Source organism: Streptomyces sp. NPDC033131, from assembly GCF_055578365.1.
Window position 1 is genome coordinate 1 of record NZ_JBVIPA010000086.1, and the last position, 15,225, is coordinate 15,225.

Below are 15,225 nucleotides of genomic sequence, written 5' to 3' on the forward strand. Positions count from 1 at the left end.
AATTGGCGCCGCGAAGCTGCCAGCAGCCTGAGTCACTGACAGCGGGTCAGGGACCGGGCCCGTACGCTGCGGGCACTGTACGAACGGCTGGACCGCGGAGCTCCGTCGGATCACCGCGCCTGCTGCGGAGGCGACCACCACGGCCTCCCCCTGATCGTCGCCTGGCGCCGCCTCCCCCGTCGGCGCCAGTCGGCCCCCCAGCTCATCCGATTCACCCCGCGCGGGAGCAGCCGGCCCCCCTCTGACTGGTCCCTGGTGTGAGCGGAGCGAGGCGATCGCCTGGGCCAGCTGGTCACGCAGGCACACCCCCGCACCTGACCCGGCTGCCGCCGCCGTCGGGCCGTCCGTCTTGGCCAGGCCACCCGTCTCAAGCGAGCCGGTCCGCAACGGCGAGCACCACAGCAGCCGCGACCAGCACCGCTGAGCAGATGACCATCACGGCCCGGCCCCACCCGCCGTGACGCTGAACGCCGATGCTCAGGTCATACCGTGTGCTGGCAGCGCAAGGACCCGGTCGTGGACGCCGCACGGATCGAGGTTGCAGGAGGATCTCTTCGGCGGGCGTGCCCGGGGCGGTTGCTTTCGCCCCGCAGTCCCCGGCCGCGGGATGCTGCGGCCGCGCGAGTTTTGGCCGTTGCTGTAGTAGAGAACACTGTCTCTTGGCGCGACCCGACATCACCGGATCAAATCCGCATACCGAGATGAAACAACGGGAGAAAACGACCTCTGAAAGTTCGGGCAGCCAGGTTGGCCAGACTCCGCTTGATGTGCGCCCGCAGGCCTTCCACTGGGTTGAGTTCGGGCACGTAGCCGGGCAGCAGGACCACCGTCAGCCATTCCCGGCCGGCCACGAGTGCCTTGGAGATGTGGGTGCTCAGCCGATCCCACACCACGATCAGCGGGGCCTTCAGTAACTGGTGGGCGCCCTCGAGCAGGCGGACGTAGTCGCCCTCGCCGAGCGAGCGGCGCCCGCCCTTGCGCCCGGTGTGCCGACACAGCCGGTAGCACAGGCGGGCGGGCAGGCCGGGCCGGTAGCACAGCAGCCCGGCGACCGAGAGCCGTCCCCGGCTGCGGCCGGGAAACCGCGCGCTCTCCGCAGCCCGGGCACCGGTCGAGCGTGGCATCGCACGGCTGAAGTCATGGCGGATTTTCCGCAGGTCCCGGTGCAGACCGAATCGAAGGACCTCAATCGCCGCTGCCGTCCTCACCCTGGAGCGGCAACGCTGAAAGACCTCAGTGCATGATCGTCAAGGTTCCGAGGATATGGCGCTCCATTTCTTGTCGAGCTGCCTCCGTATCCTGGTCCCGCAGCGCCTGCCGAATGACTTCGTGATCATGGTGGCGATCCTCCAGTGCGGCGTGCAGAGGGAAGACGGCACCGGAAGTGTTAATGAGGAAGTCGCTGAGGTCCCACATGCGATGGCTGACCTCGGCGACGACAGCCGAGTGCGCCAGAGCATGGATCTGGGCGTGGAAATCACGGTTGAGGACGCGGTACCCGTGCGAGCGCGCGGCCGGGTCGGTCTCGGCCGTCAGGTCACCGATGCGTCCGGAGATCGCGTCCAGTTGCCTTAGGCCGGCCTCCGTGCGGCGGCTCGCGGCCAGACCGGAAATGGTGCCTTCCATACTGGCGAACAGCGCGAAGAAATCCTCGACCTCTTGCGGTTCGTAGGTCGCCACCTCGCAGCCGACCTGCGGCACGATGGTTACGAGTCCGTCGGCGGACAGCAGGCGGAGGGCTTCCATGGTGGGTTGCTTGCTCACACCGAACTCGGTGCCCAGTTCGGCCGCGGAAAGTCGTTGACCTGGTTTGTACGCCCCCTCCAGCAGCCGCTCCTTGATCGCCGCGTGAACCTGGGAGCTCAAGCTGCCTACTCCCAGCCGCCGCGAGCCTCGCGCTCCCATCTCTCCTGTGGCCGCATGCCTGATCATGTGCGGTTCCCCCAGTGGTGCCGTCGACGATTGCTCACGCTTCAGAAAACCACGGCCCCAACGTATCGCCCCGCGATGTGGTCGGCGTCACTTTCTGTTTGCGTTGAAGCCAGAATGCTTTGCGGCGGCGCGAGTGCCTGCCTGGAGGCGGCACGCAACGCCGCTTCGAGGTCATCCACGCCGCGGCTCGCCGGCCATGGCGGAAACAGGACGGCCGTCTTCAAAAAGCTCACCCTGGAATTCCTCGGCGAACACGCTTGACCACGACTCCCATGCCGCGCCGTGAGGATGCCCAGGGAGTCTGGAGGGCGAGAGCGTCGGCATCCGACAGCGCTCCCCGCTGGCAGGGGCGGACACAGGCAGCAACGCAGCCGTGATCAGCTATACGGCCGTCGCAGGAATGCCTGCCTCGCGATGACTGACCCGCATCCGAAAGCCATCGCGCCCACTGCGGTGAAGCCGTTCTCCTTGGCCCAAGATGCCGCGACCACGGCTCCGGCGAAGAGCAGCGGACAGCTTGGGACAACCACGGTGTTCCATCGGCCCGAGTCCACGGCGGCACCTCCGTCGGCGATGGCAGGGGCCAAGGCAGCGGTGACTCGCCGCACCGCGCCCTTTACTGGAATGCTAGTATTCGCCTTGCTGGCCCTCGGGCGGACACTGGGGCCAAGAGCGGCTGCGCAGAGCACCAGCGGGTCGCTGTGGCCCCTGTTACGGGCCCGGGCGCGTGTTCGTGAGCGGGCGACAGGCCGGTTGCCGGAGTGGCTGGTCGCACAGGCCGACGGCCCACCTCAGCGTGGCTCCGGGGTCTGCTCGTCATGGAGCTTCCCGGATTCCTGGCGCCCCGAGAGCCGATCATTGAGTGGATCACCGACACTTCTGTCGCTGTGATAGTGCCGGTGGCCGCCTCGACGCCCCGCGAGCTGCTGGCCTCCGGCGGAGAATCCACCTGGCTCGTGGCCGAGCCTCATCCGGTCAGCGAGGCTATGCAGGCAGCCCGGTACGAAGCCCATGGCCGCCCTCGTAGACCGTCGCGCCGCGACCTTGGCGGCGCAATGGGCAGTGGCAGTGTGTCCGGGTGGGGGATCGACCGGGTCGTGCTCGTCGAGCAGGCCGGACACCATGCCCTCGCCGCGATGGTGCGGCCCCGGGGCCTGCTCGTGGAGCGGAAGCTCTCGAGTCAACCGACCGTCACGGCCGAAGCGACCGTCCTCAGGGCGTGCAGATGAAGTTCGTGAATCCGCCGTGCCGGGACGGCATATCGGCGAGGGCACTGTTGATTTTCTCGAGCGGGAAGGTGTGGTGCTCGAAGACGGAGAGGTCGAGCACTCCACTGCCGGCCATGTCGGCCATGTCCTGGGCCTCCCCGGTGGAGAACCAGAGGCTGCCGATGACGCTGATCTGCGAGCACATCAATGCGAACAGGTCGAGTGCCGGCCGCCCCATCATGCCTCCGATGTTCACCGCGACCCCGCCACGGCCCAGGGAGGAGAGCGCCTCGACGAAGGACTCCTCGGGGCTGCCGGGACCGAGGCTGTCGATCAGGATGTCTGCTCCCTCGCCGTCCGTGCGCTCACGTACCCAGTCGTTCAGCGATCCGGTGCCGGCAGCATGCACGTCGATCCGGTCAGGTGCCAGGGCCTTCACATCCTGCAGCAGGGCGGCGTTGCGCCCGGTGCCCAAAATGCGGCTGACGCCGAGGCCGAGAGCGATGAGACAGGCTCCCAGCCCCAGGGTTCCGGAGATTCCGTCGATGAGCACGGTGCGGCCCGGCCCGGCGCCGGCCTTGCGCAGTGCCGAGAAGGCGGTTCCCAGGTAGCCGAAGCGAGCTCCCTGCTCGAAGGTGACGCTGTCGGGCAGCTTGACGAGGTTGCGCTGAGGCGCGGTGAGGAATTCGGACAGCCCGCCGTAGGGGTAGGCGTCGAACCGGTCCTGGCCGTCGGCGCCGAAGGAGAAGTAGCCCATGAAGGTGTAGCTGTCGCAGTTGGGGTCCTCTCCGCGACGACATGCCCGGCAGGCTCCGCAGGACAGTCCGGGGTTGACGTAGACGCGGTCGCCTACTTTGACGTCGGTGACCAGGCTGCCGACCTCCGCGACGACGCCTGCGGAATCGAGCCCGAAGACCGCCGGGAGCTTCGGCAGGGGCAGGTAGGGGAACCACTCGGCGTACGTGGTGAGTACGTTGCCCAGGTTCGGTACGACATTGCACGCCTTGACCTCGACGAGTACGTCGGTGGGCCGTGGCTCGGGGACGGGCAGCCGGTCGAGCTGCATCGCGGCGCCGATCTCGTGCAGCCGGGCGGTGAGCATGGAGTTCATGGGTGATGTCTCCTGGATGCTGGGGTGCGGTGGGTGCGGTGGGTGCGGTGGGACGACCGGGCGGCGGGCGGGGGGGCTACTGCGGGTGGGCCGACAGGGCCGCCACCAGGGCGTCGGCGGTGCTCACCTCACCCAGCAGGGCGAAGGAGTCGAGCGTCGCCTGGTGGGCCTCGTCGGAGGCCGTGGAGCATGCGTCGGAGACGATCACGGTCCGGTAGCCGTAGTTGACGGCTTCTCGTGCGGTGCCTTCCACGGAGATGTTCGTGGCAACGCCGGTGAAGAGCACTGTGTCGATGCCCTTGCCGCGCAGCAGGACGTCGAGGTCGGTGCCGTGGAATCCGGTGAGACGGGGATGGGTGACCACGAGGTCGCCGGGCTCGGGAGTGAGTTCCTTGATGATCGCGGCGCCTGCGCTGCCGTCTTCGAGTGCCTTGTGCTCGGCGACGAGGGCGAGGAGCGGGCAGTTCACGAACAGGTCGGCGTGCCCAGGCCGGAACGCCACACGGGTGTAGACGACCGTGGCGCCGGCGTCACGGGCGGCGCGATTGAGCCTGTCGGTGACGGCGACGACACCGCGCCGTTCGGCGGGCTCCGCGAAGAACGGGCCGAAGGCCCCGTCGGCCGTCATGATGTCCCGCTGCCAGTGGACGTTGATCACAGCGGTGCGGGAAGGGTCTAGCTCGGTCATGGCGACCTCCGGTCGGTGAGTGGACGGCAGCTGGGATTCGAGGAAGGGGCGGGGCCGGAGCCGAAATCGCTTGCGGCGGGCGGCCGTGCGGGACCTGAGAGCACACGCCGCACACATTCGAAACGGCGGGCCTGCCGTTGGACTGGCATGCTAGCGTTCTAGAACGAAAACGTCGCAGACACGCACCGAGAGGCACGGGGGACACCGCATGGCAAGGGAAGACACCAAGCCCCAGAGCGGTCACCGCAGGTCGGAGGCCACCACTGGAGCGCGGACCCCTGCCCGCGGCGCCCGTGGCCGCGCTCCGATGCGCCTCGGATCGCTGGCCTACGAGCAGATAAAGGAACGACTGCTGGAGGGCGGCTACGGCCCGGGGCAGCGGCTGTCCGCAGTCGAGCTGGGGGCCGAACTGGGTGTGAGCAAGCAGCCGGTGATGGAAGCGTTGCGCCTGCTGTCCGCGGACGGACTGGTGACGATCATTCCGCAGGTCGGCTGCGAGGTGGCCCGCTACGAGCTGCAGGAAGTGCAGGATTTCTTCGCCCTGTTCGCCAGCATGGAAGGCACCATCGCCGGCCTCGCGGCAACGCGTTGCACGAAGGCCGGGCTACGCGGACTTGACGCTGTCTCGGCGCGTATCGGACACCTTGCTTCCGAAACCGATCCCGTGGCGCGGTCGCATCAATATCGTCTCCTCAATCGCGAGTACCACGCCCACATCCACGCGCTCGCGGGTACCGCTGTGGTCGGCGAGATAAGCCACCGTATGTGGGATCTCAGCGACTTCCTGATCAACACCTCCGGTGCCGATCACCCTCTGCACGCCGCGCTCGACGCTCGTCATGACGACCACGAGACCATCCGGAAGGCGTTGTGGGACCGCGACGGCGGCACCGCTCGCCGGGAGATGGAACTGCACATCCTGGGCACGCTGTCGGTCATGCGTCCCCAGCAGCTCTGAAACAATCTGCCGCGTTGGCACAGCGTCGCCGGCAGGTTCCTGTCACCGCACGAGGATGACGGGAACCTGCGTCCCGCGGTTTCGTTCACCCGGCGCCGGGGAGAGCCGTCGTCACCGAGAAACCGGCGATGTACTCCTTGATCGGACGGTAGTAGCGGTACGTCATCCGGTAGGGGCCCGCGGCCGACAGAGCCGCGTAGGCGGCGATCCACGAGCGGATCTCCTGGGCCGAGTTGCCGCCCTGGGCGACGATGCCGTCGTTGCTGTACGCGTCGATCGCGTCGAACTCGGCGGCGGCCAGATGGTTGAGGAACCGGTTGTCCCACTCAGGATTCAGGTCCCGCAGCTCCGTGTCACCGGCCGCGAAACTCGCGGCCGCGTCGATGACCCGCTGCTGGCGGGCCGCTCTCATCTGCGCCGTGGGGTTGCGGTTGGAGATGAGCCGCTGTTCGGCTTCCGGCGTCGCACCGGCGAGCCTGGGCACCGGCGGGTCGTGGGACAGCCCGCCGGATCCGACGAGGAGTACCCGCTGGTCGCTCCGGGCCAGCCGGGAGCCCAGGGCCTGCCCCAGGGCACGCACGCGCTCCACGGGAGTGAAGGGCGGCGCGACGCTGTTGATGAAGACGGGCACCACGGGGACGCTGTCGGCCGCCCCGAACAGGATCTCCAGGGGCTGGACGATCCCGTGATCGACCTCCATGCGGAGGGAGACCGCGATGTCGACGCCGCTGTCCAGGGCTGCCTGGGCCAGTTCGTGAGCGGTGTCCCGCGGGACGTTCAACGGGCCCTCGGCCGTGCCGAAGTCACCGATACCCCGGGCCTGGAGGCCGATGCAGTACGGCGGCATCAGATCGTAGAAGAAGCCGTTGTAGTGGTCCGGCCCGAAGACCACCACGAGGTCGGGGGCGAAGTCCTTCACGAACCCTCGCGCCGCGGCGAAGGCGGACTCCACGTCCTCCGCCACTTCCTGAGGGGGATGCGTGAACTCCAGCAGCGGACTGTGCGACATACAGAGCAGTGCGAGAGGCATGGTCCGGTCCCCCTCAGTCTTCCTGGGCGCGGTCGAGGAGGAAGTCGAGGTGAATGCGGTTGAACGTCTCCGCGTCCTCGTACTGGGGCCAGTGGCCGCAGTTCTCCATCACCGCCAGGCGACCACGGGGAATCAGGTCGGCGATGCGACGGCCCTCGTCGACCGGACCGGAGGGATCCTTCGTGGTCCACAGCACGAGGGCGGGGGCCTGGATCGCGCGCAGGTCGTCGTCGGAGAGCATGTTCCGCTTGCGGATCTCCAGGTTCTGCAGCGCCATGTTCGCTTCACACGCCTTGATCCAGTCGGGCTGCTGGAAGATGGCCTGCCGGGTCCGGATGAGGTCGTCGGTGACCATCGACGGGTCGGCCATCAGCCACTCCAGACGCGCCTGTACTCGCTCCCAGGAGGGATCCTTCGCCGCCTCCATCGACAGCGTGTACAGCCGTTCCATCACCGCGGGGTTGGCCATGGTGCCGCCCATCGTGTTGAGCACGACGCGCTCCACCCGTTCCGGCTGCCGGCCGGCGAAGGCCGCCGTGACCCAGCCGCCGAGCGACTCTCCCGAGAAGTACGCCTTCTCTACGCCGATGGTGTCGAGGACGGCGTTGACCTGCTCGATGTAGTGCCTGATCTCCAGCGGGTGATCGGGCTTGGCGGAGTAGCCGTGCCCGATGAAGTCGATGGCCCAGACCGAGAAGTGCTCCGCGTGGGCGGCCAGGTTGCGCACATACGCCTCCGCGTGCCCGGTGATGCCGTGCAGCATCAACAGGACGGGCTTGGAGTCGTCGCCCGCGTGCAGGTAGCGCGTGCGGTAGGGGCCCGCCTGCAGGAAACCCTGGCTGAACTCGACCTGTGTGAGGTCGGACCAGACGCTCGTGTACGTGTCGTGGGTCATCGGTTCACTTCTTCCATCGTGGTCGTCTCCCAGCCGAGCACCGTGTGCAGGGCCTGTTCCAGGAGCTTCCGGGCGTCCGCGGTGTCATCGACCGGCTCGCTGTGGCGCCAGGCGACGTATCCGTCGGGGCGCACGAGCAGCGCGCCGGCTTCGGTGAGTTCGCGGACGCCGTGCCACTCGCCGTACGGGTCGGCGGTGCCGGGCTCCCCGATGACGACGGTGCGCAGATACGGGGCTGCGAGCTCGGCCGCCGCCCGGGCCCAAGCCTGTCCCGCGATGCCGGTGACGAGACTGAACTCGCCCTTGCCCGTGACGTCCAGCGTCGACAGGCGCCTACCGTCCCGTCCCACCAGCCAGGCGTGCGGGATCTTGGCACCCGGACGGGTGGTGGCCTGCAGGAACAGGCCCGGGTCCCGCTTCCACTCCTCCGGTTCGGCATCGGGTTCGGGAGCCACCGCGGACGACTCGTAGCGCTGGTTGAGTTCTGTTCCTTGTGCGCTGAACTCCGTCTGCTTCAGCGCCAGCGCCTGGTAGAGCGCCTCACGTACACGTACGCCCTCGGGTCCGGGGTCCTTCAGCCTGCGCATCCCGGCGGTGAAGGGGTCCTCCGCGCCGGGGTCCTTGAAGCAGTCCTGAAGCGGCCGGTAGTCCAGCCGGGACTGGTTGGCACGGGCCACGACCTGCGCGCCGACCGGGGCCCGCTCGGGCGAGTACGACTCCAGCAGGCTCGGCGCCGCATGCCCCCGCACGACATAGGCGAGCTTCCAGGCGAGGTTGAACGCGTCCTGGATGGAGGTGTTCGACCCCAGGCCGCTGCTCGGCGGGTGCCGGTGGACGGCGTCGCCCCCGCAGAAGACCCGCCCCTTCGCGTAGTCCAGCGCGTGCTGCTGATTGACGTACCAGGTGGAGACGTTCCGGATCGTCAGCTCGATGTCCGGGTCCCCGATCAGGGTACGGACCCGGCCGATGAGCACCTCCGGGGAGAGGTCCGGCTCACCCTGGGCCATGTCGAAGCCCCAGCCGGCGATCCACTGGTCCCAGGGGCGGACCGCCCGCAGGACCGCCATGCCGATCTCACCGAACTCGCCCGCCGGGCACGCGATCCAGTGCAGCGTGCTCGGCCGGTGCCGCACATACCGGTCGAGGTCCGCTTCGAACTGGACGTAGACCGTGCCGGCGCGGGCCAGGCGGCCCTCGAAGGGCAGCCCTATCTCCTCCGCGATCTGCGAGCGAGCGCCGTCGGCGCCCACCAGATAGCGCGTCCTGAACGTGTACTCGTGGCCGGTGACCCTGTCCTGCAGCCGTGAGGTGACGCCCTGGCCGTCCTGCTCGTGCCCGAGGTACTCCGTGTTGAAGCGGAGGTCGGCTCCTCGGGCGGCGGCGTTGTGCACCAGTATCGGTTCCAGCAGGGGCTGGACGACATCGAGCAGGGGACACGGACTGCCGCTGAGGTAGTCGCCCATGCGCGCGTCGCCGGTACCCCAGGCGCGCAGCCGGGCGATCTCGTCCCCGGCGAGGCTGGTGGCGAAGAGCATGTCGCCCATCTGGTCCCAGGGGGTGGCCACCCGCAGGACCTCTTCCTCCACCCCGAGGTCCCGCAGCACCTCCATCGCGCGCTGGTTGGTGATGTGGGCGCGGGGTGTGTTGGCCACCCATGGCCAGCGCGACACCATCGCGACACGCACGCCGTAGGTGGCGAGTGCCAGAGCTGTGGTCGCCCCCATGGGGCCGGCGCCGACGACCAGAACGTCGGCATCAAAGACTTCGTTGTCGATCATCTCGTCCCTCGATGAATGGAGATGCCCATGCCCGCAGCGGCCGCGGGTTCGTCGGCGGGTCGGTTTCCCGCCGGTCCAGCTGTCATCAAATCTGGCGTACTAGCATGCCAGTAACGCTAGAGCGGGCTTCCGGTGAACACAACCCCCTTGCCGGCGCCGTGCTCAACCGCCGCTCCGCAGCGTCCGGGAGAGGCCGAGCGCGGCGGTGCGCACCGCCGGGGCCAGTCGCGCCGGGTGGAAGCTCGCCCTGGGCACCGCCACCGACAGCGCCGCGACAGCCCTGCCGCCCGCCCCGAACACCGGCGCCGCGATACAGCCGACCCCTTCGGCAGCCTCCTGCTCCTCGTAGGCGAGGCCCGACACCTGGGCCTGCTCAAGTGCGACACGAAGTCTGGCCGGATCGGTCACCGAGTAGCGGGTCAGCCGGGGCAGCGGGCCCGCGAGCACCTCGTCGGTGAGTTCGGCAGGCGAGAAGGCCAGCAGAGCCTTGCCCACGGCGGTGCAGTTCAGGGGCAGGCTGCCGCCGATGCGTGAGGGGAGGGCGACGGAGTCGTGGCCGTGGATCCGCTCGACGTAGACGACCTCGTGACCCTCGCGCACTCCCAGATGCACGGTGGCGTGTGTCGCCTCGAACAGATCCTGCAGAAACGGAAGAGCGGCCTCGCGCAGGTCACGGCGGCGCGGTACGAGCGATCCCAGCTCGAAGAGCTTTCCCCCGAGGTGATATCCCTCGTCACTGTGCTCCAGCAGGCCGAGACGCAGCAGGGAGCCGACCAGCCGGGACGTGGTGCTCTTGGCGAGGCCCGCGCGCTCTGCCAGTTCCGTGAGCCGGAACGGTCCGCCGCTGGGCTTGAAGCACTCCAGGATGAGGACTGCCTTCTCCAGCATGGTGCCGTTCGCACTGTTCCGTGACATGGAACAAACTTTGCCGCATCGGCGGTGTGTCGTCTATCCAGGGATTACTTCCACCCGCACCCCCGGAGGTTGCCCATGCCGTCCCCTTCCCCCGACGCGCCTTCCCCGGAGACGCACAAAACGGCCGACGCTCTCTGGGAGGCGGAGCAGTCCGGCACACCGTGTCCGCCGGTACGCGACCAGCTGCCCGCCGGAGACCTCGGCGCCGCCTATGCCGTACAGCGCGTCAACGTCGAGCGCAGGCTCGCCCAGGGACGTCGTCTCGTCGGGCGCAAGATCGGTCTGACCTCACCGGCCGTTCAGCGGCAGCTGGGAGTGGACCAGCCCGACTTCGGGGCCCTGCTGTCCGACATGGCGGTACCCGACGGTGGGACCGTGCCGCACGGCCGGCTGCTCCAGCCCAAGATCGAGGCGGAGGTCGCGCTCGTCCTGGCCTCGGACCTGCCGCACGCCGAGACGACGCTCGCCGACGTGCTGCGCGCCGTGGACTTCGCCCTCCCGGCTCTGGAGATCGTCGACAGCCGGATCGCGAACTGGAACATCAGTCTGGTCGACACGGTCGCCGACAACGCCTCCTCCGGCCTGTTCGTCCTCGGCGGCACCCCGGTGCCCCTGACCTCGGTCGACCTTCGCGCGGCGCGCATGACGCTCACCCGCGACGGCGAGGAGGTCTCCCAGGGCACCGGCGCCGACTGCCTCGGCAGCCCTCTGAGCGCGGCCGTGTGGCTCGCGTCGACGCTGGCGGCGATGGGCGACCCGCTGCGCGCCGGCGATGTCGTGCTGACCGGCGCCCTCGGCCCCATGACCGCCGCCCTTCCCGGGAGCCGCTTCGAAGCGACCATCTCGGGACTCGGCTCTGTACGCGTCGGCTTCGCACCCCCCGCTCCCGACCGGAAGGAAGAGCACCAGTGACCACCGCGCCCCCTTCCCCCCGCACCAAGGTGGCCGTCATCGGCTCGGGGAACATCGGCACCGACCTCATGATCAAGCTGCTCAGGCTGTCGGAGAGCCTGGAGATCGCCGCCATGGTGGGCATCGATCCGGCTTCCGACGGTCTTGCCCGTGCACGCCGGCTCAAGGTCGCCACCACGCACGAGGGCATCGACGGCCTGGTCGCCATGGACGAGTTCCAGGACGTGAGCATCGTCTTCGACGCCACCTCCGCGGGCGCCCACCGACGCCACGATCAAGTCCTGCGTGAGCACGGGAAGACGGTCGTCGACCTCACCCCCGCCGCACTGGGGCCGTACGTCGTCCCACCGGTCAACGCCGACGACCACCTGGACGCCTCCAACGTCAACATGGTGACCTGCGGCGGCCAGGCCACCATCCCCGTCGTCGCCGCGGTGAACGCCGTGGCGCCCGTCCACTACGGCGAGATCGTCGCTTCCATCGCCTCGCGCTCGGCCGGACCGGGCACCCGGGCCAACATCGACGAGTTCACCGAGACCACGTCCGCGGCCATCGAAAAGGTGGGCGGCGCCGCGCGCGGCAAGGCCATCATCATCCTCAACCCGGCCGAACCACCGCTGATCATGCGGGACACCGTGCACTGTCTGGTTCCGGACTGCGCCACCGAGGCGGTCACCGCGTCGGTCGAGGAGATGGTCGCCCGCGTCCAGGCGTACGTACCCGGCTACCGGCTCAAGCAGAAGGTGCAGTTCGAGCGCGTACCGACGGACGACCCGCTGCACACCCTCACCGCCCCGGGCACGGGCGAGGCCCTCAAGGTCTCGGTCTTCCTGGAGGTCGAGGGAGCTGCCCACTACCTCCCTGCCTACGCCGGAAACCTCGACATCATGACCTCGGCCGCGCTGCGCACCGCGGAGCGCATGGCCGCCCTCCCCCACTCTCGGCTTCGCTCGAGCGGGGGGACCCCCATCGCCACGGAGGTGGCCTCCCGATGACCCGTCTCTACGTCCAGGACGTCACCCTGCGGGACGGCATGCACGCCGTCCGGCACCGCTACACCGTCGACCAGGCCCGTACCATCGCCGCCGCCCTGGACACGGCCGGCGTGGCCGCCATCGAGATCGCCCACGGCGACGGCCTGTCCGGCTCCAGCGTCACCTACGGCGTCGGCGCCCACACCCACTGGGAGTGGATCGAGGCGGTCGTGGTCGCCGTACGCCAGGCGATCCCCACGACACTCCTCCTGCCCGGCATCGGCACGATCCACGACCTCAAGCAGGCGCACTCCCTCGGCATCCGCTCCGTACGCATCGCCACGCACTGCACCGAGGCCGACATCTCCGCCCAGCACATCGCCGCCGCACGGGAGTTGGGCATGGACGTCGCCGGGTTCCTGATGATGTCCCACATGGCCGAACCGGCCGAACTCGCCCGCCAGGCCAAGCTGATGGAGTCCTATGGCGCCCACTGCGTCTACGTCACAGACTCCGGCGGCCGGTTGACGATGGACGGCGTGCGGGGCCGCCTCCGCGCCTACCGCGACGTCCTCGACCCGGACACCGAACTCGGCATCCACGCCCACCACAACCTCGCCCTCGGTGTGGCCAACACGGTCGTCGCCGTCGAGAACGGCGTCACCCGCGTCGACGCCTCCCTCGCCGGCCAGGGCGCGGGCGCGGGCAACTGTCCGCTGGAGGCGTTCATCGCGGTCGCCGACCTGATGGGCTGGGAGCACGGCTGCGACCTGTTCCCCCTCATGGACGCGGCCGACGATCTCGTACGACCGCTCCAGGACCGCGAGGTACGAGTCGACCGCGAGACCCTCAGCCTCGGCTACGCAGGCGTGTACTCCAGCTTCCTGCGCCACGCCGAGACCGCGGCCGAACGCCACGGCCTCGACACGCGCAGCATCCTGGTCGAGGCCGGACGCCGCAAGATGGTCGGCGGTCAGGAGGACATGATCACCGACATCGCCCTCGATCTCGCGTCCCAGGGCTGATCAGCTCCTGGGGTGGTTGGGCGGGTGCACATCGCATCCGCCACACCCCGTGCCCGTTCACGCCTCGAAGAGGGCCGCCGGCGGCGATCTCCATGCCGGTGATCCACTCCCGTACGGGGTGGTAGACCACCGTGGCCGGGGTCCCCCTCCGGCGACGGCCGCGGCGATCCAGGTGCGCACCTCCGCGCCGCCGGTGCCGGCGGGGGCCAGTCGGCGGCGGTCACCCCGGTCGGCGTCTGCCAGTCGTCGCCGGCGAGTGCGGCCAGGAAGGCGGCCCATTCCGGGTCGATCGCCTAGGCCGCACGGGCCAGGTTGTCCGTGATCAGCTTCTGCCTTTGTCCCTCGGTCAGGTCCCGGGCACCGGGAATCAGCGAGTGCGGGGCATGGGAGATTCCGCCGGAGCCCAGGACGAGGACCCGTTCGGCGGCCGGCAGGCGGGTGCGCAGGAAGGTGCCGACCGCGCGGCCCAGCTCCGCCGTGCGCGCCCGCCGTGGCCAGCGGCCGGTCCACGCAGTTGATGACGACGGGGAGCATGGGCACCGCGGACAGGGAACCGAACAGGTCCGCCGTGGACTGGGCGAATCCGTGGTCCAGCCTGAGGTGCGGTGCCATGGCGATGTCGATGCGCCGCCCTGACCCCGCTGGCCCTGGTGTGTCCCGCGGTCTCTTCGCTGACGCGGGCCAGGCGCAGGGTGAGGGGCCGCGCCTTTGCGGGCTCTGTTCGAGACGCTCGCCGGGCCCGTCGCCCGTCCCGGACGGGCCGGGTCGTCACTGCGTGTGGTGGGAGAGAGCCACTCGCTCGTGAGGTTTTCCAGGGGAACGTTGACGCGTTCGCGACAGAGCCCTGATCTTCAGGCGGTGATTCGGTCGAGCCATTCGCTGACGAGCGTCTCGAACACCGCCGGCTGCTCGATTTGAAGGTTGTGGCCGGCGGAGTCGAGGACCGCATAGGTCGCTCGCGGATAGTGCGTCAGCAGGTCGAACTGGTCGAGGTAGCCGACGCTGTCATCCTGGCGTCCGGCCAGGATCAGCGTGGGGCGGGTGAAGGGCTCACCGTCCTCGGGTTCGTGAGTGAGCTGCCAGCGCCGGCGGATACGTTCCATGGCGGCGGTGTCGGCGATGTCCAGGCCCGTCAGGATCTCCTCGCGGAACCGTCGCAGGGTCTCCGGTGTCTCGACGACGGCGATGGAGGTGAAGACCTCGGCGGTGTGCGCGTCGAGGGAGGCGATCAGGCCGGGATCGGGGCGCAGGACCAGCCGCTCGGCCGGGCGGCTCTCGGCGGTCTCCACGCGTCTGGCGGAGGGGCAGATCAGGACGAGGCCGAGGACTTGATCGCGGCGGGTGCGAGCCAGCGCGCGGGCGAGGTAGCCGCCGTAGGACTCACCCAGGAGCAGGAAGGGCTCGGTCCCGATGTGGTCGTCCAGGAAGTCTTCTACGGCCGCGAGCATGTCGTCCGAGGACGCGATCTGCGCTGCTGGTGCCGGGGATTTACCCATGGCGGGCAGGTCCGGGTAAAGGCGCCGGTATCCGGGACGCCGGGTGAAAACAGGTTCCAGGCAGCCGAGCATCAGACGGTGGTCGGGTTGCCAGCCGTGCACCGCGAGAACCGGCGTGCCCTCGCCCCGCTCTTCGAAGTTCAGCTCCACCTGCGTGCGCTGCGGCATATGTGTTCTTTCCTCTCCTGGTGATCTCGTACGTGCGGTCGTGGGGGGGGGGGGGGGGGGGGGGGGGGGGGGGGGGGGGGGGGGGGGGGGGGGGGGGGGGGGGGGGGGGGGGGGGGGGGGGGGGGGGGGGGGGGG

At 69.3% G+C, this 15,225-nt stretch carries 13 protein-coding genes and 2 pseudogenes; 5 read left to right on the forward strand and 10 right to left on the reverse strand.

All coding sequences use genetic code 11. From position 1 onward, the window contains the following. Nucleotides 1-731: 731 nt before the first annotated feature. Nucleotides 732-1,076, reverse strand: a pseudogene (locus ACZ5XS_RS44840) (transposase); the annotation flags it as partial. Nucleotides 1,077-1,080: 4 nt separating this feature from the next. Between ACZ5XS_RS44840 and ACZ5XS_RS44845 the strand changes: the two are divergent. Next, a pseudogene (locus ACZ5XS_RS44845) lies at nucleotides 1,081-1,227 on the forward strand (IS5/IS1182 family transposase); the annotation flags it as partial. A 6-nt stretch (nucleotides 1,228-1,233) separates the two neighbouring features. On the opposite strand, the gene ACZ5XS_RS44850 reads toward ACZ5XS_RS44845, so the two are convergent. The 4 genes from ACZ5XS_RS44850 to ACZ5XS_RS44865 form a co-directional block, all read right to left on the reverse strand. Continuing rightward, complete coding sequence (locus ACZ5XS_RS44850; RefSeq protein ID WP_468661471.1) at nucleotides 1,234-1,866, reverse strand: GntR family transcriptional regulator; 633 nt, start codon at nucleotides 1,864-1,866, stop codon at nucleotides 1,234-1,236. Nucleotides 1,867-1,973: 107 nt separating this feature from the next. Continuing rightward, a complete protein-coding gene (locus ACZ5XS_RS44855; RefSeq protein ID WP_468661473.1) occupies nucleotides 1,974-2,165 on the reverse strand; it encodes a hypothetical protein in 192 nt (63 codons plus the stop codon). 979 nt (nucleotides 2,166-3,144) lie between these two features. After that, the gene (locus ACZ5XS_RS44860; RefSeq protein WP_468661475.1) at nucleotides 3,145-4,251 is read right to left on the reverse strand and encodes an alcohol dehydrogenase catalytic domain-containing protein; all 1,107 of its coding nucleotides are present in this window, start codon (nucleotides 4,249-4,251) and stop codon (nucleotides 3,145-3,147) included. 76 nt (nucleotides 4,252-4,327) lie between these two features. Next, complete coding sequence (locus tag ACZ5XS_RS44865) at nucleotides 4,328-4,939, reverse strand: cysteine hydrolase family protein (protein WP_468661477.1); 612 nt, start codon at nucleotides 4,937-4,939, stop codon at nucleotides 4,328-4,330. A gap of 208 nt (nucleotides 4,940-5,147) precedes the next feature. Between ACZ5XS_RS44865 and ACZ5XS_RS44870 the strand changes: the two genes are divergently transcribed. Further along, nucleotides 5,148-5,897: a GntR family transcriptional regulator gene (locus ACZ5XS_RS44870; RefSeq protein WP_468661479.1), complete on the forward strand. Its 750-nt coding sequence runs from the start codon at nucleotides 5,148-5,150 to the stop codon at nucleotides 5,895-5,897. Between the two features lie 85 nt (nucleotides 5,898-5,982). Here the strand turns inward: ACZ5XS_RS44870 and ACZ5XS_RS44875 are convergent, their stop codons facing one another. From ACZ5XS_RS44875 to ACZ5XS_RS44890, 4 genes are all read right to left on the reverse strand, one after another. Then, complete coding sequence (locus ACZ5XS_RS44875; protein WP_468661481.1) at nucleotides 5,983-6,927, reverse strand: 3-carboxyethylcatechol 2,3-dioxygenase; 945 nt, start codon at nucleotides 6,925-6,927, stop codon at nucleotides 5,983-5,985. Between the two features lie 13 nt (nucleotides 6,928-6,940). Beyond that, the gene (locus tag ACZ5XS_RS44880) at nucleotides 6,941-7,822 is read right to left on the reverse strand and encodes an alpha/beta fold hydrolase (RefSeq protein ID WP_468661483.1); all 882 of its coding nucleotides are present in this window, start codon (nucleotides 7,820-7,822) and stop codon (nucleotides 6,941-6,943) included. Next, on the reverse strand, nucleotides 7,819-9,600 hold the full coding sequence (locus ACZ5XS_RS44885; RefSeq protein WP_468661485.1) for an FAD-dependent oxidoreductase: 1,782 nt from the start codon (nucleotides 9,598-9,600) through the stop codon (nucleotides 7,819-7,821). The genes ACZ5XS_RS44880 and ACZ5XS_RS44885 overlap by 4 nt, the downstream gene beginning before the upstream one ends. Before the next feature lie 162 nt (nucleotides 9,601-9,762). Then, nucleotides 9,763-10,488, reverse strand: a complete 726-nt coding sequence (locus ACZ5XS_RS44890) for an IclR family transcriptional regulator (RefSeq protein WP_468661495.1) — start codon at nucleotides 10,486-10,488, stop codon at nucleotides 9,763-9,765. 102 nt (nucleotides 10,489-10,590) lie between these two features. On the opposite strand from ACZ5XS_RS44890, the gene mhpD reads away from it, so the two are divergent. From mhpD to dmpG, 3 genes are read left to right on the forward strand one after another with little or no spacing between them, the layout of a single operon-like run. Beyond that, complete coding sequence (gene mhpD / locus ACZ5XS_RS44895) at nucleotides 10,591-11,427, forward strand: 2-keto-4-pentenoate hydratase (protein WP_468661487.1); 837 nt, start codon at nucleotides 10,591-10,593, stop codon at nucleotides 11,425-11,427. After that, nucleotides 11,424-12,422, forward strand: coding sequence for an acetaldehyde dehydrogenase (acetylating) (locus tag ACZ5XS_RS44900; RefSeq protein ID WP_468661489.1), 999 nt, complete (start codon nucleotides 11,424-11,426; stop codon nucleotides 12,420-12,422). Before mhpD ends, ACZ5XS_RS44900 begins: the two co-directional genes overlap by 4 nt. Beyond that, complete coding sequence (gene dmpG, locus ACZ5XS_RS44905) at nucleotides 12,419-13,426, forward strand: 4-hydroxy-2-oxovalerate aldolase (RefSeq protein WP_468661491.1); 1,008 nt, start codon at nucleotides 12,419-12,421, stop codon at nucleotides 13,424-13,426. Before ACZ5XS_RS44900 ends, dmpG begins: the two co-directional genes overlap by 4 nt. 851 nt (nucleotides 13,427-14,277) lie before the next feature. Here the strand turns inward: dmpG and ACZ5XS_RS44910 are convergent. After that, on the reverse strand, nucleotides 14,278-15,090 hold the full coding sequence (locus ACZ5XS_RS44910) for an alpha/beta fold hydrolase (protein WP_468661493.1): 813 nt from the start codon (nucleotides 15,088-15,090) through the stop codon (nucleotides 14,278-14,280). Nucleotides 15,091-15,225: the final 135 nt, after the last annotated feature.